This is a genomic window from Microcoleus sp. AT3-A2, assembly GCF_036705685.1.
Classification (GTDB): domain Bacteria; phylum Cyanobacteriota; class Cyanobacteriia; order Cyanobacteriales; family Microcoleaceae; genus Microcoleus.
The window spans coordinates 212,330-229,539 of sequence record NZ_JAUBVF010000003.1 but is presented as its reverse complement, the minus strand read 5'-3'; the positions used below and the strand labels follow the sequence as shown (position 1 = coordinate 229,539).

Genomic DNA, 17,210 nt, shown 5'->3' with positions numbered 1-17,210 from the left:
GAGGAATTTGAAGGTTCTGTCTATGCCTGGGCAGAAAGAGGAAAGAAAGTCTATGGTGAAAGACCAGGAAAACGGGGGAAAAGAGAAAATTTAGTAGCAGGAAGAAGAAAAGGAAAGAAGGACTTAATTGCACCAATGCTATTTATGGGTAGTTTGAATGCAGAAGGATTTGAAGGATGGTTATCTTTATATTTGTTACCAGATTTAACCAGTCCATCTATATTGATTATGGATAATGCACCCATTCATCGTAAGACGGTCATTAGACTATTGGTTGAGGAGGCCGGTCATCAGATAATATTTTTACCAAAATACTCTCCTGACTTAAATGATATTGAGCATGATTTTAGTGCATTAAAGAGAGCTAAAATGTATGCGTCTCCTAACACATCTCTTGATGAAGTTATTCGTGCTTATTGTGCATAAAGAGTGTCTCATACTTATTTGAAATGACTATAGTTTAAATTTTTTTTGAGGGCTATTTTTCCTTAACTTGCTGCTGGCAATTTCGCCCCTGGTAGCATACCGTTCAAACTTTCCCAGGAAACTAAAATATCTCAAAAAGCCCGATCGCTCGCTCTGAGTCGCCATAACACCTGCAACCCCGCAACAGCAAGGCTTTTGACTGGGATTTGAGTGGCATCTAACACGAAGGCGAACTGAGGGCTATCCGAATCCGGCCCGCGCGAGATTAAATTAACCAGCGGCGGCGAAGTCGTCAGAATTGCTTGTGAGGGCGATCGGCTAAACCCTGATATAGTAAAACCAAAGGTATGCCAGAGAGCGCTTGTTCCATAACACATTTTCCAAACGGACACCAACTATGCTGCATCGAGTTCTTGCCAGAAGTCGCTATCTAATGTTAATCGCTGTATTCGGTTCTTTTGCAACGTCTGTGACGCTTTTGATCTACGGTGCCCTGGAAACCCTCATTACCATCGGCCACACAGCTACAGTACCGGTTTCCAGCGAAAACTCCAAACAACTGATTCTGTCTAGCATCGAAGTTGTAGATTTGTTTCTCCTCGCCACAGTATTTTACATTACTGCACTCGGACTTTACGAGCTGTTTATAGACGAGCGCATCAAAGTACCACACTGGCTGGAAATTCACACCATCGATGACCTGAAAAGCAAACTCACCAGCGTGATTGTAGTAGTGTTGAGTGTATTGTTTCTCTCTGAAGTAGTTAGGTGGAACGGCGGGACGAACATCCTTCCCCTGGGAGCGGGTATCGCTTTAGTAATTGCTGCGCTGACGTATTTTCTAAGTTCGCAGGTGAAAAAGCCGAAGTCAGATTAAGGGCTGTTGGAGGAGGGAAATTAGCCAAATCCGGCTGAACCAGGAACGGCAATCAAGTTGTATTTCTTTTTACAAAAACTTTAATATTACATCTGTCTTCGGACTGATAAAAATGCAATCTTAAACTTGCTTTTAGAGAGAGGAAAGTAGTGGCTTCTAGTATATAACATTTAATTTGTGTTTAATAATTAGAGGTCATTATGCCAGAACAACAATTTGATACCATACCTTCAGAAGCACAAGAACTCCCCCAAGGAGCGAAACAAATTTTTCAGGCGGCTTTTAAGAGCGCCAGTGAAGATGGAATGAGCGCCGATGGTGCTACTAGCGTTGCTTGGAACAGTGTAAAATCTGAATATGTTCAAGGCGAAGGTGGCACGTGGCATCACAAGGGCGACGATACTAACCAAACCCGCAAATCTGTACAGTCTGGTGGCAATTAGTTATCAGCAATTAGTAATATCGTGTCCGCTAACATAACCCGTATCCGTTGTGTAGTGAGGGCTTCCTTGCTCAACTTTTGATGAGAACCAAGAGTCTTCACTACCAACCAATTGCAGTGACGTTATTCTAGCGGGCATGATATCCTCAGTTATTAGCAATCTACTCATCACTTGTGGTTAATGCTTTACGTTGATAGCTGTTGGAATAGCGGTGGTACAGAAGTTAATGTAGCCTGTTAATCGGGTGTCGCATATCCCATTGCAATTCGGCTAAAACGACCAAGCTAAATACCATTATGGTTCCCGTAAATAGGAAAGACCAACCGCCCGTGTAAGGCAAAATCAAAATCCCCAACAGGTGAAATAAACTTGCTGCTAAAAGCGCGCGCGATCGCACTGCCAGTCCAGTCCCCAAATACCCTATTCCGCTCATTCCCAACCAGAGGGCACAGAGATTCGCCAACACTTTTTCCCAACTGAGAAAAATTGCTAAATCGGTCAGCAGCAATCCTAATAACATTAGGATTACCCAACCGTAAAGCACCCAAATCAGGCGTTCTATTTTGACCCAAGAGTATGTCATACTTACCATTGCTGCTGTACCTACAAGGCTGAGCGCTGACCACAAACCTGCTTGCAGCATCCAACTCACAGAAAAAAATTGTGCTGTGCCGAAGATGGGTATTAACAGCAAGCTCCACAGCAAGCAAGTTCGATCGAGACAAGTATAAAATTGTGAATAAAATCGATCTTTGCCAAGGGGGAACTGAACCTGCCAAAGCCCTTCTAAATCCTGAACCTCGATGTTAAGCTGTTTCCGGCGCAGAGGCGGAACTGAATAATTAAAAAAGGTCATATCTGACACTATTAAAATTTACAATTAGTTGCTTAGGTAATATCTCATCAGCAATCGCTCTAATTGCAATCTGTCAATCGGATTAATCTAGTGAATTTGATAATCTGTCGGTAGTAATAGTTATTTTATCGCATCAGATAAAACAGGAAGAGAGAGATTGCACAACTTGATAAATAGCTCTTGCGACAGATGGCTGGAATATTAATTATTCGATACTTTGAAAATAGTCAACTTTGTTACAGAATTTATGCTCACTTCATCCCATCCTCTGAAACAGGTATTCCACTGCCCGGAAGAATCGGATTTTTACGCGCACTGCTTGGAAAGTTTAGTGTTAAATGCTAGTGACAATTCTCGACTTATCGTAGAGTTTGGTTCAGGAGAGGGAAGTCCAGTTATTAAGTCTTTGCTGAGAAGCGATTTTGATGGGGAAATACAGGGATTTGAGCTAAATAATGTAGCTTGGAAAATTGCTCAGTCTCAAATTAAGGAATATCAACTGAGCGAAAAATACACCGTCAACAATTGCTCTTTTTTTGATTCGCCTTTATACGAGTCGGCGGATTGTGTAATCTCAAATCCGCCTTACTTGCCTGCGGTGGATGATAAAATCTACCAGCCGCTGTTGCACGGCGGGAGTGATGGTTGTACAATTGCTAAGAAACTTTTATCTTTGGGCAGCGATGAAGTTTTGCTGATGGTTTCTAGCTATTCTAATCCTGTGGGTTTGATCGATTATGCCTTGGATAGAGGCTACTCGGTTGCAAATTTTGAAATTGCACCTTTAACTTTTGGCTATTATAGTTCGGAACCCAAGGTGAAAAGCGCGATCGCCACTCTCAGAGAACAGGGAATGGCTTTTTATTCGGAAAATATCTATCTGCTGGCTGGAGTTTTGTTTAAGAAGCACCAAAAGTCGCAAAGAGATTTGTCGATCGAGCTAATTCAGTTAATGACAGCATTTTAAAATACAGGCCTGGTAGGGTGCATCAGTCTTTGATACACCCTAGGATATAGCTGTTAATTGTGCTCTGTGGCTTGGATCGATCGCACTACAGCAGCAGCAGCCCGATCGCCGATCGACTTCTCCTGATCGTACCCCAACACCAGTTCCCACGCCTCCTGCGGGTATCTGTCAACCAGCGGGATCGCCACTTCATCCAACATCCAGCGGCCGTGACGCTCATCTTCTTTGATGTGCAGTTCCCAATAACCCATTGCAGCCTGCGAGAGGCCCAGACGCTGGGCGGCGGCTAGATAATTGCGGTAAGCGACGGGCCCCGCCACCTCAAAATAAGTTAATCCGCCGTTGTAGCGCAGAAAATGGCGCTTGCGTTCCGTCAGCAGAAAGTTGTGATTAATGCTTGCGAGCACTTGCCAAGGCACTAAATCGAAGTACGCTTCTGGTTCCGTACTCATATCGAATTCAGCCAGCATTTGAGCAAAAAAGGTCGAGTGCTTGCGGGGGAGGCGACCGCCGCCATATTCTTCGATCAGCACTCGCGTAAGGGTGCACTGAATTTCGTTGCCGGCACCGCCGAGGATGCGAGAAAGGCGGCTGGCTTCCACTAAACCATCGAAAGAGGCGATCGCCAGTAGGTGTTTGTATCCCTCCTCAGTCATCTGTTCCCGCTGGTAGCGATCGAGCTCAGTTAGCGGAGGATCGACATCGGCGGCGGCGCGATCGCGCAGGGCTTGCTTAACATCCGGCAATTTTTGCAGCGCTGCAACGTCGATTTGCGCGATTTCCCACTGCTGCCAAGGTTCCTCAATGCGATCGCGCACAGAACGCAAATAGTGCGATCGTTCATTGTTGTAGCGGCGCAAATCGTCGTACCAAAACAAGTTGAGGCGGTTGACGCGGTAAAGTATGCGCTGCAAGAAGCGGTGAGCGGCCTCATCGCCCGGTTCCTGTTGGTAAGCTGCTTGAATTGCATAGGCGATCACGCTTTCAAAATCGCTGACAAGTAACGGTTTTGCCGCCACCGTCTTGTCTAAATCCTCGACTTCTAGCAAATTGACAAATTGGCGATCGGCTGCTTCGTAATTTGGGGGTACGGGTTGCTTTTTGGGAAGACTCGGCGAGTCTATTTTGGGGAGTAAATCTGCCGTGTTTTGCATGGAATCAACTTATGTTATGACTTTGATTATTGTGCTGCCTGCCCAAACAGCCAACCGTTGCAGATTGCTGAGGATTCTGGCTAATTACTTTCAACATAGCGAATCTGTCAGCCCCATACACCCTTCCATTGATAGAGATTTGATAGAAATCAATTGCGCCACAACGGCCCCGATTCATTCCGAAAGCAGGGTGACTGACGGAGACTTTATCAAACTCCGCAAAGTAATTGGAGCTAATATCTGGGCATCTTTTGGAGCCGGCACTGCTTGTCGCCACGCTTTGATACCTCCTGAAAGGACAACAACATTCAGGCTAATATCCTTAATCTTATTAGTCTCATTTCCCGCAGATTCTTGGGAATGCCGAGCGACTTTTTCCAACTGTTTGTATGCTTTAACCGATCGCCCTCCTCTGGCACAATAAAGTACAATTACGGGCTGAGGTTGATCGGATTTAACCCTAGCTTTTACAATGGATTGAATCTGCTTGACACCGAACCCCATCTCAATATCAATTATGGGAACTAGCGGACTTTCACCGATGCGATCTTCTGCGTATTCTTCGGGCGATCGCACATCTATCAAAATCACTGGTTTCAACTTACCCTGCTGCAATTCGGCAACAGTTACTTGTTTCGTATTTAAACTGGCGATAAAAGTTAGGATATCCATGTGATGAAATAGGGCAACTGCACCCACAGAAGCAACACTCGTCAAGCCAAAACCCATAATTGCCAGGAAAAGGCGAGAATAGCGCTTAATACCTGGTTTTGCATTTTCATCTAGCATTTTTAATCATCCTTGAAAATGGATAGAACATTTGTCCGACATATCCAGCAGGTATAGAATCAGAGATTCCATATTGATCAGGCATTTTTTTGGTTGGCATATAGATAGTGCCAAATAGCAAATCTAACAATGGCAACTGAACAGCAAAGTTTTTGTTGTGGATTTGGGGAATTTTACTGTGATGCCAGTGATGAAATTGTGGGGTTGCTACGAACCATTTTAGGATGCCAAATTTTAATTTAATATTAGAATGAATTAAGAAAGCGATCGCCGCCGAATAAAGAGCATAAACCACCAAACTCTCCTTAGTAAATCCCAACCAGTAAAGAGGCATAATTTTGCAAATCTGAGTAAAGATTTGCTCGCAGGGATGCACCCGCACTGCGGCTAACCAGTCCATGTGTTCAATGGTGTGATGGATTGCATGAAATTGCCAAAGCCAGGGTACTTCATGCAGTAGTCTGTGAGCGATATAATATGCCATATCTGAAACGATAACTGCTTCTGCCAACTGCAACCACAAAGGTTGAGAAGCTACTTTGCTTTGCAATTCCGGGTTTAGTAAATTAGTCATCAGCGACAAAATTACAGTTACAACAATAGCGCCGGATCTACCAATAAAGTGACCTGTAAAAAAATAGGTGGCATCTGTTGCCCATCCGAGACGGAATACCTTTTGCTTGTGCAAGGATAAAATTCTTTCGAGGGGAATGAAGATGCAAGCTAAGATGATGAAGCCTTTGACAATTTCTGGCATAATTTTGGTCGCAATTTACTTATTCAATTCTACTGTCCCATCACCGCAAGCTAATTTACCGTTAATATTTATTGGCTCAGCAGGTGGAGTTGGAGTATCAGATTTGGCAATACATAATATAGTTAGCATCGTACTTGTATCGGCAGCTTTCTTAGCATTGGCAAGAGGTGTGGGTACTAAAAAAACAGCTCCGATAACGCTCTTGATATCCTTTTGTACTGTGCGGGATACGCCGTAACTAAATGCAGCTTTTTTACCAGCAATTACTGAATAATTGTAGTTGGTTGTTTGAGACTTAAGACCAAGATCGAGGGCATCAAGGGAAGTTGCAAAAACACCTTTTTCGGCAAAATAAGCTTGTTGAGCGCGGTTCATTGAGCTAACATATTGTTTAGCTTCTGACTGCTTCGCTTTATTGCCACAAGAGAGCAGATTCGGCAACGCGATCGCACCAAGTATTATGCTGCCCAGAGGAAAATAAATAAAAGTGATTTTCAGAAAAGTTCCTACCCATGATTTACGTTTTTTGTCAGGGAGAATCTTTTTTTCTGAAGATTCCACTTTTTTATCGAGTGCATCGAGTTGAGGATTTTTCTTAAGCTGCATGATTGTTCTTCAAATGTGTTAGCCGATTAGTTGTCCAGCGAGTAATTATTGGAGGAGAGGCGCGACAATATTCAGGTTTCAGGTAAATGCCTCATTGAGGTTAAACTGAATATATCACTGAGTGCGGCGGGGTATGCAAACCTCGCATATTGTGCCTTGCTTCTACTCTATCTCTATTAAATCACCAGGCTATTTGAGAACTCGACTGACTTTTCATCGACTTCTCATCGACTTTAGACATCACTGGCATTTGGCATTTAATAGGGCGTGTGACTATAATCGAAGAAATAATTAGAGGAAGGGTAAGTTATGGCAGTGCAGTTGCTCAAAAGACTTTTCACAGTAGAAGAATACCATCTGATGGGTAAAGCTGGGATTCTTTCAGAGGGCGATCGCGTAGAATTGATAGAAGGAGAACTTGTTGAAATGGCCGCTATTGGAACTCGTCATGCAGGTTGTGTTAACCGGATTACCCGACTCTTTTGCCGGCTTCCAGAAGAAAGGGCGATTGTGACGGTACAAAACCCCATTCAAGTCAGCCAGCGAACCGAACCGCAACCCGATTTAGTATTGCTGCAACCTCGCGCCGATTACTATTCAACTGCCCATCCTGTCCCATCCGAAGTTTTACTATTAATAGAAGTAGCTGACACTTCAATAGATTATGACAGAGACGTGAAACTTCCTATTTACGCTCGATCGCAAATTCAGGAAGTCTGGATAGTAAATTTACAGGAAAACTGCTTGGAAGTTTACCGCCAGCCAACGGTTAACGGTTACAGTTTAATGCTGAGGTTTTGGCGTGGCGATCGAGTTTCGCCGCTGGCATTTCCAGAATTTGAAGTTAGTGTGGATTTGGCGATCGGGTAAATAGGGATTATTTGCAGTCAAGCCGATCGCCAAAATACTCCTGATACAACCGACATCTCGGAATGCAATGATTTCCATCCAATTTCACCAACCCCATACTATTTAACTTAAACCCCAATTCTGACCTCAATCTAACTGGCTGAGAAACATTCACAACCTCTCTCATCGCCTCCATTAATTCCGAATATTTCTCTAAATTCCATAAATGTCGCCGCAAATGATCGCTGTAAATTCCCGCTTCAGTTGCAGATTCTTTCACTAACCGATCTAAAGTCACATCTTGACGCGAAATATGATACATCCCTAGCCGTACTAAATAAGGATTTCCGCCCACTAACCCCATCAATTCTGCAACTTCATTCCCACTCCAATTCAATCCGTGCCGCTTTGCCAAATCTTGCACTTGCTGGGAATTAAACTCTGGCAATTCAATCGGTAAACCCACATTAAAAGGCGATTTGTTCACATCCAGCGGGATATAGACTTCCGTCGAATGCACCACAATCAAACGAAACTTTTTCCAAATATCTCTCCGTTTTGCTTCTTCGTGCAAAGCGCGCAATAACCCAAAAAAATCATCAGCAATTTCCGGTGATTCAAACAGGCGATCGCTCTCATCCAAGCCTAACGTCAGAGGTCTTGAGGATTCTGACAGCAAATACTGTTCAAAATAAGCCTTGCAGCACTGATTACTGCCAATTAAATCGGCTAATTCCCAACACTTGGGCAACTGCTCCAACATTCCTAACTCTTGACCGATGCTAGCACAAAACCACTGCAAAAATGTATCTGAATTAGCGAATATTTTCCGATTGGCTAGCTGAAAACTCAGCGCTACCGTGCGAGAACCTTGCTGTTCTGCGTGATGCAAAATCCTCGCCATCAAGGAAGTTTTGCCCATCTGTCTGGGCGCTTTAATGCGGATCAGTGCTCCCGGTTGGGCGATCGTCTCGTAACAGCGGGATTCGATCGGAGGGCGATCGATATAAAAACAAGAAGTGAGTTCAACTTGTCCTCCCGGCAATTCTGGCGGCGCTGCTGGCAGGGGTTGAATTATTGACTGTTTTGTGCTAGTAATTGCGTGCCATTCTACAGCTAATTCATGGTCGGCAGTTAACGATGTGCGACCTTCTTTGATAATGGTTAAAATTTGTGATATTAACTTAAATGAGTCGCCAACACCGCGCCACAGCCAGGGCTGAATTCCTGCTAAATAGCTCAGTAAATCAAAAGAAAGCGGTGTATTTAATTCAAATAAAATCGGTAAAATTGCAGGTTTACGAGCAGTTAGATTGTGCAATTCCTTGGCTAGCTGCACTTGTTCCAATACCATTTCGCTAGCGGCCGATTCTTCCGAAATCAGCAACAGCAAATAATCGCAACGCTTTAAATATGAGCCTGAGTCGCTGCTGTTGTTAATAAAAAAGACTTCGTGGCCTCCCGCACTCAAAGCTTGGTGTAACTGCTGGGAAAGCGTATTGTGTGAGGTCGATCCTCTTCGAGGGCTTCGCCAACGGACGATCGCCACTGTGGCCCTCACCAGCACTACCTCCTCTGGCTCTGAATTCGCCTCAAAATCGGCTATATCGCGCCATTCCTGCCCCAATCCGCGACAAATTTCAATGAAATTGGCATAATCCACAGGTTTGCCATTCAGAAAATGGCTGACAGTAGATTGCGCCATCCCTAAATCCTCAGCCAGGATTTTTTGACTGGGGAAGCCATTTCTCAGGAGACAGGATTTAACTGCGCGAATGCACTCTTCGCGCACCCTTAGCGATCGTGGCATTGCTTATCACAATCAAAACACTGAAACCATCATAAATGCCAACCGCCCCTAAAGTCGATGAAAAGTCGATGAAAAGTCGATGATTTTTGAAATAACTCAGTCGCCAACTCAAATAGCCGCCTGATTAGATTAGAAATAACAAGGTTGAATCCCATCAAAACGAGGTAAAAGCATTGTGTATTCTATCCTAATTTGGTCGCTGGCGTCAGCCACTAATCAACCAGGTTTCGCCTTCACCCCGCCCCTATTCTGGTTGCTGATCGGAGTTGTGCTTAGTGCGATGGAGCTATTAATCATCAAAACTCAGCCCCAAAAATACAGATTTTACCTGCTAATGATGGGAGCTTCGGCTGTAATTGAATCATTTATTTTGTGGAGAGGGTCTATAGCATTTGAGTTTAGTTGGGCGAACATAATGTATGAAGATTTTGACTGGCAAATCTTCTACTGGATGGGGATAGCCCTCGCGCTGAGCATCTGGATTAGACCAATTTTTATTGTTCGCAAAAAGTTTGTGATTCCCGAAGCAACCGAAGCGACAACTATCTCCGAAATTTTCCCCGGAGAAACCGGAATGGTGATTTATGAAGGGGCTTCGTGGAAAGCTCGCAATGAAGATTCCCAAGGGGCGATCGCACCCAGACAAAAAGTTTACGTTTTGCGCCGCGAAGGAAACACGCTGATTGTTGTACCTGACAGATTAATTCACATCAACGGCTAAATCTGAGTTGACTCTTTTATGACTCGGCGAGTTAAATCGCTTCTTGCCAAACAAAGTCCCTCTAAGAGACTAAGAAATCACTATCAACTGTCAACTGTCAACTGTCAACTATTTACCAGGAGATTCACTATGTATCAGTATTTTTTGACGGTATTGTTTGCCATCACTGGAGTATCCTTAGCCAACAGCGTAAAAATTGTCCGTCAAGGAGATGAGGCATTAGTTGAAATTTTCGGAAAGTACGATCGAAAAAAACTAGAACCGGGTATAACATTTTTGATTCCCTTTGTCGAAACAGTCGCCTATAAACAAACTCTGCGCGAGCAAATTTTAAGGCTGTCACCGCAAGAATGCACGACGCGCGATCGGGTTGCCGTCACCGTTGATTTTATTGTGTACTGGCGAATCATTGACTTAGAAAAAGCTTCCTACAAAGTGCAGAATCTCAAGGAAGCGATGTTAAATATGCTGATTCTTTCAATTCGGACTCACCTTGCTAAATTATCTGTTGAGGAACTCTACACGGCTCGACATGAGATTAATAATGCTTTAGTGGAAGAGTTGGATACAACGACAGATCCTTGGGGTGTGAAGTTTACGAGAGTGGAATTGCGCGATTTTGCGATCGGCAGTAAAGTGATTCAGCCCACATCCATTGACCGGAAAGAAGTACAAAAGCTGCGAGCTTAGGGATTAGTATTCCATCGTTTTCCTCGTTACCAGGCAGAGCCTGGTAACGCAGATACAGAAGCTCTGCCTCGCCGATTTTAATTCGCATTGTATATACCATTTAAGGAGAAAACACCATGACTAACAATAAAGAATCAATAGTTCGCAATGCAGCTTCTCGCGGTTGCGGATGCTTATTACTTATAGCCGGTATTGGAGTAATGAATGGGATAGCTCTGCCATTTTATCTAAATAATACCAATAGAAGCAAGCAGTCGGAAGCAAAACAGTATGTGAACTCAATGAACAAAGCGCAGCAAGCTCACTTTGCTGAAAAAAGTGCTTTTGCCACTTCTGTTAATGCTTTGGAAATTGGGATTAAAACCGAGACAACAAATTTCCAGTATTCAGTTCGCGCCACTAAAAAAGCAGGATTTAATTATGGAGTATCCAAGGCAAAAAACTTAAAAAGTTATGTCGGCGGTGTCTTTCTAGTTCCTGCTAAAAACTTTGATCCAAATGCTGCTAAAGAGGAAATAACTACAACGTTCATATTGTGCCAAGCTGATTCTCCCGGTACAATTAAACCAGCGGAACCCACCTATGAAAATGGTAAAGTTGCTTGTGGTCAAGGCACAATACAAGTGACTAAATAATCTAACTAGACGCAAGATAATGACAGTCGATTACAATATCAAATCGGCATTCAATTGAGATTAACAGGACTAAAGTCTTTACTACAAACAGAGAGGATACAAAACTATGAGTCAACAAAATTATAAATCAGCTAGCATTGAATCTAATGGTGGTGGATGCTTAGTGCTTTTAATCATGATTGGAGTATTTGTTTTGCTGGTTAGACCATCATTTCTGAAGAAGGTTACGAACATAAAGCAATCGGAAGCCAGAGAGTATGTTAGCTCAATCAACCAAGGTCAGCAAGCCTATTTTGCCGAAAAAAATGTCTTTAGCACTTCTGTTAAGGCTTTAGGAATTGGCATTAAAACCGAGACAGAAAATTACCAATATTCCCTTGTGACCACAAAAAAAGCAACATTTAATTATGGAGTTTCAAAGCAAAAAGACCTTAAAAGCTATGTCGGTGGTGTCTTTGTAATTCCTGCTACACAAGTTGAATCAAAGGCTTCTAAAAATAAAATAACGACCACATCTATATTGTGCAAAGCTGATTCTGCGGGTACAATTAAACCACCAGAACCCACCAATCAAAATGGTAAGATTGCTTGTGCTACAGGCACCCTACAAGTGAGACACGGTTATCACTAGAGGCTAGATTATGACAGTCTATTACCAATATCAAATCGGCATTCAATTGAGATTTACCGGACTAAAGTCATTACAACAAATAGAGAGGATACAAAACAATGAGTCAACAAAATTATAAATCAGCTATCATTTCATCTAATGGTTGGGTACGCTTATTGGTTTTAATCGGGTTTGGAGTAATTGTTTCGATCGCTGTGCGAGCGTTCCTGATTAGGGTTAGCAGCGTAAAGGAATCGGAAGCCTACGATTCTGTTAGATCAATCAACCAAGGTCAGCAAGCCTATTTTGCCGAAAAAAGTGTTTTTAGCACTTCTGTTAAGACTTTAGGAATTGCCATTAAAAGGGAGACAGAAAATTACAAATATTCCCTTGTGACCACAAAAAAAGCAACATTTAATTTTGGAGTCTCAAAGCAAAAAGACCTTAAAAGCTATGTCGGTGGTGTCTTTGTAATTCCTGCTACAAAAGTTGAGTCAAATGCTTCTAAAAATAAAATAACGACCACATCTATATTTTGCCGATCAGATTCTCCTGGTACAATTAAACCACCAGAACCCACCAATCAAAATGGTAAAATTGCTTGTGCTACAGGCACAGTAGAACTGAGAAACTAATCTAACTAAAGCCTAGATAATGACAGTGGATTACCAATATCAAATCGGCGGCAGTCTCCCGCAAAATGCACCTACTTATGTAGTGCGACAAGCTGACTCAGAACTTTATCAAGCCCTGAAAGCTGGAGAGTTTTGTTACGTGCTCAATTCCCGACAAATGGGCAAATCTAGTTTGCTGGTGCGAACTGTACAAAAACTCTCGGCTGATGGCATTGCCTGTGCTACGATCGACCTTTCGGACATTGGCAACCAGCAAGTCTCTCTAGATAAGTGGTACGGTGGCGTCGCTTACAAGCTATTGTGCAGTTTCAACCTGTTTAACCCAGTCGAGTTTATGGCTTGGTGGCGGGAGAGAGAGTTGATGTCGCCCGTGCAGCGCTTAGGAGAGTTAATTGAAGAATTGCTGCTGGTCAAAATTTCTCAAAAATTGGTCATTTTTATTGATGAAATTGATAGCGTTCTGAGTTTCCAAGAACCGCTAGACGATTTTTTTGCATTAATTAGATGTTGCTACAATAAACGCGCTCACAATTCAGAATACCAGCGCATTACATTTGCTTTGCTGGGAGTAGCTACGCCATCGGATTTAATTAGCGATGCAACTCGCACGCCCTTTAATATCGGCTTCCCTATTGAATTGCACGGTTTTAACTTACAAGAAGCTCTGCCTTTAGCAAAGGGATTTGAGGGAAAAGTAGACAATCCTCAAGAGGTTTTAAAAGAGATTTTGGACTGGACTGGAGGACAGCCATTTCTGACTCAAAAGCTTTGCAAGCTGATTTTGCACCATTTAAAAAGCTTAGCGTCTGCTTCTATTATATCAAATTCAACGGATGAAAGCAAAACTGAAAAATTTACTACAAATCAATTATTAATTAGCGAGATAGTGCAATCTCATATTATTGATAATTGGGAATCATCCGATGAACCGGTACACATCAAAACAATTCGCGATCGCCTTCTCAGAAGTCCGCACCGCGCCAGTAGGTTATTAGGACTATATCAAAAAATATTGCCACTTTCAGAACCCCCCTTGTTAAGGGGGGCAGGGGGGATCGGGGCCGATGATACTCCAGAACAAACCGAACAGCAACTGAGTGGAAATCAGCAACCTTCAGAACCCCCCTTGTTAAGGGGGGCAGGGGGGATCTGCGCCGATGATACTCCAGAACAAACAGAATTGCGGCTGAGCGGATTAGTAGTAAAACGAGCCGGAAAATTAACCGTATCCAACCGCATTTACGCAGCTATATTCAACCATAACTGGGTAGAAAAAGCACTCGGCGACTTGCGCCCCTATGCTGAATCCCTAACAGCATGGATAGCTACAAATTGTCAAGACGAATCTCGCTTGTTGCGGGGTCAAGCACTGGAAGATGCCCGACAGTGGGCGACAAATAAAAGCTTGAACACCCAAGATTATCAATTTTTAGGTGCGAGTCAAGAAGCGGAATTTGCCAAATTGCGCGATCGCGAAAAACAAACTCAAACTGAAATGGAACAACTGCGCCGCGAAAAAAAGTTACTAGAGGAACTAAGCGAAGCACAAAAGCAGAAAAAAGCGATTGCAGTTAAACTTTGGCGCGAGCAACAACTGAGAGTCCAAACAGTTACAGGAGCCGCAGTCATATTAATATCAATCCTGATAGTAGCTTTTTGGGTAAAACCGTCAATCGAAGAAAGAAACAACAAAATTCTCACTCTCAGTTTGCTATCAGAAACGCTATTTGCCGCAGATAAAAAAGAAGAAGCTTTGCTAGAAAGCATTAGAGCAGTTACAGAAATGAAACGATCGCTCGGAGTGAGTTCAGATATTCAGATGCGAGTGGCGATCGCCCTCGAACAGGCAGTTTACAACTTTCGGGAACGCCGCCGCTTGCAGACTCAAGCCAGTACGCTTGCTTTCGCGATTTTCAGTCCCGACAGTCAAACAATTGTGACTGCTACCGATGATAATTATATCAAGCTTTGGCAAACTAATGGAACTTTGCAAGCAACATTAACAGGGCATACTGATAAAATTATTAGGGCAATTTTCACTCCGAGCGGTCAGATGATTGTCTCTGCCAGCCACGACAAAACTCTCAAAATTTGGCAAAAAGATGGCAAGTTAATTCATGATATAAAAGGAAACAGCGGTCAAATAACAAGCGTATGTTTGAGTCCAGATGGTAAAATTATTGCTTCAGCAAGTACCGATGGAACCGTGAAACTCTGGAAAATAAACGGTGAAGAATTGTTAACTTTCAAAGTGGAGCGAGGTTGGATAACCAGCGCAAATTTTAGCCCAGACGGTCAGATAATTGCTGCGGCTGGCACTGATGGCACTGTTAAAGTTTGGAGTTTGAGAAAGATTGTGGAAAAGTTGCAAAAACAGCAGTCAATCGAAGCAAGCAACGATATCAAATTGATCCGAACTTTACAGGTTAAAAGTGATAAAATAATGAGTGTAACCTTCAGTCCAGATGGAGCAATGCTGGCGACGGCAAGTGCTGGGGGAACTGCGAGAATTTGGAGCAAAGACGGCACACCGCTAAGTATTTTAAAGCATACAAGTGGATTGACAAATATCAGCTTTAGTCCCGACAGTCAGATGTTGCTATCTGCAAGCACAGACAAAATGGTGAGGCTATGGAACATTGACGGTACGTTGATCCAAACTTTAAAAGGTAACAAGGATGCTGTTTGGAGTGCGAGTTTTAGTCCTGACGGCAAAGCGATCGCTAGTGCTAGTGCTGACGGTACGGTGATGCTGTGGAATTTTAATCTTGACAATTTGTTGATGCAGGGTTGCGATGGAGTCCGTAATTATTTTCAGACAAATCCGATCGCCAATCAAAACAATCGCCACCTCTGCGACGGAGTTGAAACTCAGTCAGGCATTAGGCAAAAAAACCCCGGTTAAGACTCAAAGTCGTGAGTTTTGCAGCAAAGTATTTAGGCAGCAACCGGCTTTTTGAGCGCCCGCTGCGTCTAGGGCTGATATCGTTAAAATTGGTAGCAGCTAATAGGTAATAGGTCAGCCCGATCGGTGTATTCAACTCTAGAACAAAAGTACCAGCGCCTGCAAAAAGACTTAAGAAACGGAGTCATCGCCCTTGGGGGCATTGTATGCACGGGTACTCTCTGGTATTGGCAAGTGGAAAAATGGTCTTTCCTAGATGCCGCTTACATGACAGTATTTACCCTAGCAACTGTGGGCTACGGTGAACTTCAGCCCCTCGGTCAACGCGGGCGAATGTTTACTATATGCCTGATTTTGATGGGTGTGATTGTGATTGGTTTCATCGTCAACCGCTTTACAGAAGCGCTGATTGAAGGATATTTTCAAGAAGGAGCAAGAATTAGGCAGCAGCGACGATTGGTAGATTCTTTGATCGGGCATTACATTCTCTGCGGTTTTGGGCGCACTGGCCGCCAAATTGCCTTGGAATTTCAGGCCGAATATATCTCTTTTGTGGTGATAGATTCGGCGATACAGTCGGTTGAGGCAGCTTTGGCGCTGGGGTACACGGCTGTGCAAGGAGACGCGACTTTGGACGAAACTTTGGTGAATGTAGGCATCGATCGCGCAATTTGCATAGTAGCAGCTTTGCCTTCGGATGCCGAGAATTTATACACTGTCATGTCAGCGAAAACTCTGAATCCGAAGGTACGGGCGATCGCCCGCGCCACCACAGAAGAAGCCGTAAAGAAGTTGCAGCGAGGCGGCGCCGATGCCGTCGTATCCCCCTACATTACCGGGGGAAAGCGCATGGCGGCGGCGGCTTTGCGGCCTCAAGTTATGGATTTTTTAGACGGTGTTTTGACGGGTACCGACAGTTCTTTTTACATGGAAGAATTTTTGGTCGATCCCAATAGTTGTGTCTACGTTGGGGAAACTTTGAGAGATGCCAAGTTGCGATCGCAATCAGGGGCTTTGGTTTTAGCAGTGCGGCGCGCTGGCGGGACTTTGATTGTCGGGCCTACCGGAGAAACTGCGATCGAAGGAGGAGATATGCTAATTTGTTTGGGTACTGCTGAACAACTGCGAACTCTCAATCAAATCCTCAGTCCCCTGAGTTTTCGCATCCCCCGGCCCCCAAAGTAATACGATGTCATATCAATTCCGGTTGCACTCCTCTGGATTGTTGACTGTTGACTGTTGACTGTTGACTGTTGACTGTTGACTGTTGACTGTTGACTGTTGACTGTTGACTGTTGACTGTTAACTGTTGACTGTTGACTGTTGAAGGAGGGGTCGAAAAACTGAATTGTTGAGTGTTAAATGTTGACTCGATTTTATTATTCCAATGCAACCGGAAACGATAGGATATCAAATTCCTTGGCATCGGAATTATTCATCTCTCTCTTCCCTTTCTCTGTATCCTCTGTGTCAAGAGCGG

At 43.6% G+C, this 17,210-nt stretch carries 19 protein-coding genes; 12 read left to right on the top strand and 7 right to left on the bottom strand.

Annotated features, from left to right (window positions below; translation table 11 throughout):
- The coding region (locus tag QUB37_RS03985) for a transposase (protein ID WP_333159312.1) at window positions 1–426 on the top strand (426 nt) is incomplete at its 5' end.
- A gap of 131 nt (window positions 427–557) precedes the next feature.
- On the opposite strand, the gene QUB37_RS03980 is transcribed toward QUB37_RS03985, so the two are convergent.
- Window positions 558–803 (bottom strand): hypothetical protein, encoded by a 246-nt coding sequence (locus QUB37_RS03980; protein WP_333159310.1) that lies wholly within the window; start codon window positions 801–803, stop codon window positions 558–560.
- A 20-nt stretch (window positions 804–823) separates the two neighbouring features.
- Here QUB37_RS03980 and QUB37_RS03975 point away from each other — a divergent pair, with 20 nt between their 5' ends.
- Entirely contained in the window at window positions 824–1,303 is a 480-nt protein-coding gene (locus QUB37_RS03975) for a YqhA family protein (RefSeq protein ID WP_333159308.1), read from the top strand.
- Window positions 1,304–1,503: 200 nt separating this feature from the next.
- On the top strand, window positions 1,504–1,746 hold the full coding sequence (locus QUB37_RS03970) for a ChaB family protein (RefSeq protein WP_333159306.1): 243 nt from the start codon (window positions 1,504–1,506) through the stop codon (window positions 1,744–1,746).
- 223 nt (window positions 1,747–1,969) lie between these two features.
- Here the strand turns inward: QUB37_RS03970 and QUB37_RS03965 are convergent, their stop codons facing one another.
- Entirely contained in the window at window positions 1,970–2,602 is a 633-nt protein-coding gene (locus QUB37_RS03965; RefSeq protein WP_333159304.1) for a hypothetical protein, read from the bottom strand.
- Window positions 2,603–2,849: 247 nt separating this feature from the next.
- Between QUB37_RS03965 and QUB37_RS03960 the strand changes: the two genes are divergently transcribed.
- Complete coding sequence (locus QUB37_RS03960; protein WP_333159302.1) at window positions 2,850–3,569, top strand: SAM-dependent methyltransferase; 720 nt, start codon at window positions 2,850–2,852, stop codon at window positions 3,567–3,569.
- Between the two features lie 53 nt (window positions 3,570–3,622).
- On the opposite strand, the gene QUB37_RS03955 is transcribed toward QUB37_RS03960, so the two are convergent.
- The 4 genes from QUB37_RS03955 to QUB37_RS03940 form a co-directional block, all read right to left on the bottom strand.
- Entirely contained in the window at window positions 3,623–4,723 is a 1,101-nt protein-coding gene (locus QUB37_RS03955) for an iron-containing redox enzyme family protein (RefSeq protein ID WP_333159300.1), read from the bottom strand.
- 174 nt (window positions 4,724–4,897) lie between these two features.
- Window positions 4,898–5,512, bottom strand: coding sequence for a rhodanese-like domain-containing protein (locus tag QUB37_RS03950; RefSeq protein ID WP_333159298.1), 615 nt, complete (start codon window positions 5,510–5,512; stop codon window positions 4,898–4,900).
- The gene (locus QUB37_RS03945; protein WP_333159296.1) at window positions 5,502–6,269 is read right to left on the bottom strand and encodes a sterol desaturase family protein; all 768 of its coding nucleotides are present in this window, start codon (window positions 6,267–6,269) and stop codon (window positions 5,502–5,504) included. Before QUB37_RS03945 ends, QUB37_RS03950 begins: the two co-directional genes overlap by 11 nt.
- Window positions 6,270–6,284: 15 nt before the next feature.
- On the bottom strand, window positions 6,285–6,875 hold the full coding sequence (locus tag QUB37_RS03940; protein WP_333159294.1) for a type IV pilin-like G/H family protein: 591 nt from the start codon (window positions 6,873–6,875) through the stop codon (window positions 6,285–6,287).
- 309 nt (window positions 6,876–7,184) lie between these two features.
- Between QUB37_RS03940 and QUB37_RS03935 the strand changes: the two genes are divergently transcribed.
- Window positions 7,185–7,745, top strand: coding sequence for a Uma2 family endonuclease (locus QUB37_RS03935; protein ID WP_333159292.1), 561 nt, complete (start codon window positions 7,185–7,187; stop codon window positions 7,743–7,745).
- A gap of 7 nt (window positions 7,746–7,752) precedes the next feature.
- Here QUB37_RS03935 and QUB37_RS03930 read toward each other — a convergent pair whose 3' ends face one another.
- On the bottom strand, window positions 7,753–9,534 hold the full coding sequence (locus QUB37_RS03930; protein WP_333159290.1) for an AAA-like domain-containing protein: 1,782 nt from the start codon (window positions 9,532–9,534) through the stop codon (window positions 7,753–7,755).
- 175 nt (window positions 9,535–9,709) lie between these two features.
- On the opposite strand from QUB37_RS03930, the gene QUB37_RS03925 reads away from it, so the two are divergent.
- From QUB37_RS03925 to QUB37_RS03895, 7 genes are all read left to right on the top strand, one after another.
- Entirely contained in the window at window positions 9,710–10,255 is a 546-nt protein-coding gene (locus QUB37_RS03925) for an NfeD family protein (protein WP_333159288.1), read from the top strand.
- 129 nt (window positions 10,256–10,384) lie between these two features.
- Window positions 10,385–10,945 carry a paraslipin gene (locus QUB37_RS03920; RefSeq protein ID WP_333090579.1) on the top strand — a complete coding sequence of 187 codons (561 nt, stop codon included), beginning with the start codon at window positions 10,385–10,387 and terminating at the stop codon, window positions 10,943–10,945.
- 116 nt (window positions 10,946–11,061) lie between these two features.
- Window positions 11,062–11,580 (top strand): type IV pilin-like G/H family protein, encoded by a 519-nt coding sequence (locus QUB37_RS03915; RefSeq protein WP_333159286.1) that lies wholly within the window; start codon window positions 11,062–11,064, stop codon window positions 11,578–11,580.
- 106 nt (window positions 11,581–11,686) lie between these two features.
- Complete coding sequence (locus QUB37_RS03910; RefSeq protein WP_333159284.1) at window positions 11,687–12,211, top strand: type IV pilin-like G/H family protein; 525 nt, start codon at window positions 11,687–11,689, stop codon at window positions 12,209–12,211.
- 98 nt (window positions 12,212–12,309) lie between these two features.
- Window positions 12,310–12,825 carry a type IV pilin-like G/H family protein gene (locus QUB37_RS03905; protein ID WP_333159282.1) on the top strand — a complete coding sequence of 172 codons (516 nt, stop codon included), beginning with the start codon at window positions 12,310–12,312 and terminating at the stop codon, window positions 12,823–12,825.
- 19 nt (window positions 12,826–12,844) lie between these two features.
- Complete coding sequence (locus QUB37_RS03900; RefSeq protein WP_333159280.1) at window positions 12,845–15,730, top strand: AAA-like domain-containing protein; 2,886 nt, start codon at window positions 12,845–12,847, stop codon at window positions 15,728–15,730.
- Between the two features lie 126 nt (window positions 15,731–15,856).
- On the top strand, window positions 15,857–16,915 hold the full coding sequence (locus QUB37_RS03895; protein WP_333159278.1) for a potassium channel protein: 1,059 nt from the start codon (window positions 15,857–15,859) through the stop codon (window positions 16,913–16,915).
- Window positions 16,916–17,210 lie beyond the last annotated feature (295 nt).

Excerpts from the sequence above, each read along its gene's own strand:
- QUB37_RS03980 (WP_333159310.1), bottom strand. The coding sequence starts at position 803 with ATGTGTTATGGAACAAGCGCTCTCTGGCATACCTTTGGTTTTACTATA.
- QUB37_RS03975 (WP_333159308.1), top strand. The coding sequence starts at position 824 with ATGCTGCATCGAGTTCTTGCCAGAAGTCGCTATCTAATGTTAATCGCT.
- QUB37_RS03970 (WP_333159306.1), top strand. The coding sequence starts at position 1,504 with ATGCCAGAACAACAATTTGATACCATACCTTCAGAAGCACAAGAACTC.
- QUB37_RS03965 (WP_333159304.1), bottom strand. The coding sequence starts at position 2,602 with ATGACCTTTTTTAATTATTCAGTTCCGCCTCTGCGCCGGAAACAGCTT.
- QUB37_RS03960 (WP_333159302.1), top strand. The coding sequence starts at position 2,850 with ATGCTCACTTCATCCCATCCTCTGAAACAGGTATTCCACTGCCCGGAA.
- QUB37_RS03955 (WP_333159300.1), bottom strand. The coding sequence starts at position 4,723 with ATGCAAAACACGGCAGATTTACTCCCCAAAATAGACTCGCCGAGTCTT.
- QUB37_RS03950 (WP_333159298.1), bottom strand. The coding sequence starts at position 5,512 with ATGCTAGATGAAAATGCAAAACCAGGTATTAAGCGCTATTCTCGCCTT.
- QUB37_RS03945 (WP_333159296.1), bottom strand. The coding sequence starts at position 6,269 with ATGCCAGAAATTGTCAAAGGCTTCATCATCTTAGCTTGCATCTTCATT.
- QUB37_RS03940 (WP_333159294.1), bottom strand. The coding sequence starts at position 6,875 with ATGCAGCTTAAGAAAAATCCTCAACTCGATGCACTCGATAAAAAAGTG.
- QUB37_RS03935 (WP_333159292.1), top strand. The coding sequence starts at position 7,185 with ATGGCAGTGCAGTTGCTCAAAAGACTTTTCACAGTAGAAGAATACCAT.
- QUB37_RS03930 (WP_333159290.1), bottom strand. The coding sequence starts at position 9,534 with ATGCCACGATCGCTAAGGGTGCGCGAAGAGTGCATTCGCGCAGTTAAA.
- QUB37_RS03920 (WP_333090579.1), top strand. The coding sequence starts at position 10,385 with ATGTATCAGTATTTTTTGACGGTATTGTTTGCCATCACTGGAGTATCC.
- QUB37_RS03915 (WP_333159286.1), top strand. The coding sequence starts at position 11,062 with ATGACTAACAATAAAGAATCAATAGTTCGCAATGCAGCTTCTCGCGGT.
- QUB37_RS03910 (WP_333159284.1), top strand. The coding sequence starts at position 11,687 with ATGAGTCAACAAAATTATAAATCAGCTAGCATTGAATCTAATGGTGGT.
- QUB37_RS03905 (WP_333159282.1), top strand. The coding sequence starts at position 12,310 with ATGAGTCAACAAAATTATAAATCAGCTATCATTTCATCTAATGGTTGG.
- QUB37_RS03900 (WP_333159280.1), top strand. The coding sequence starts at position 12,845 with ATGACAGTGGATTACCAATATCAAATCGGCGGCAGTCTCCCGCAAAAT.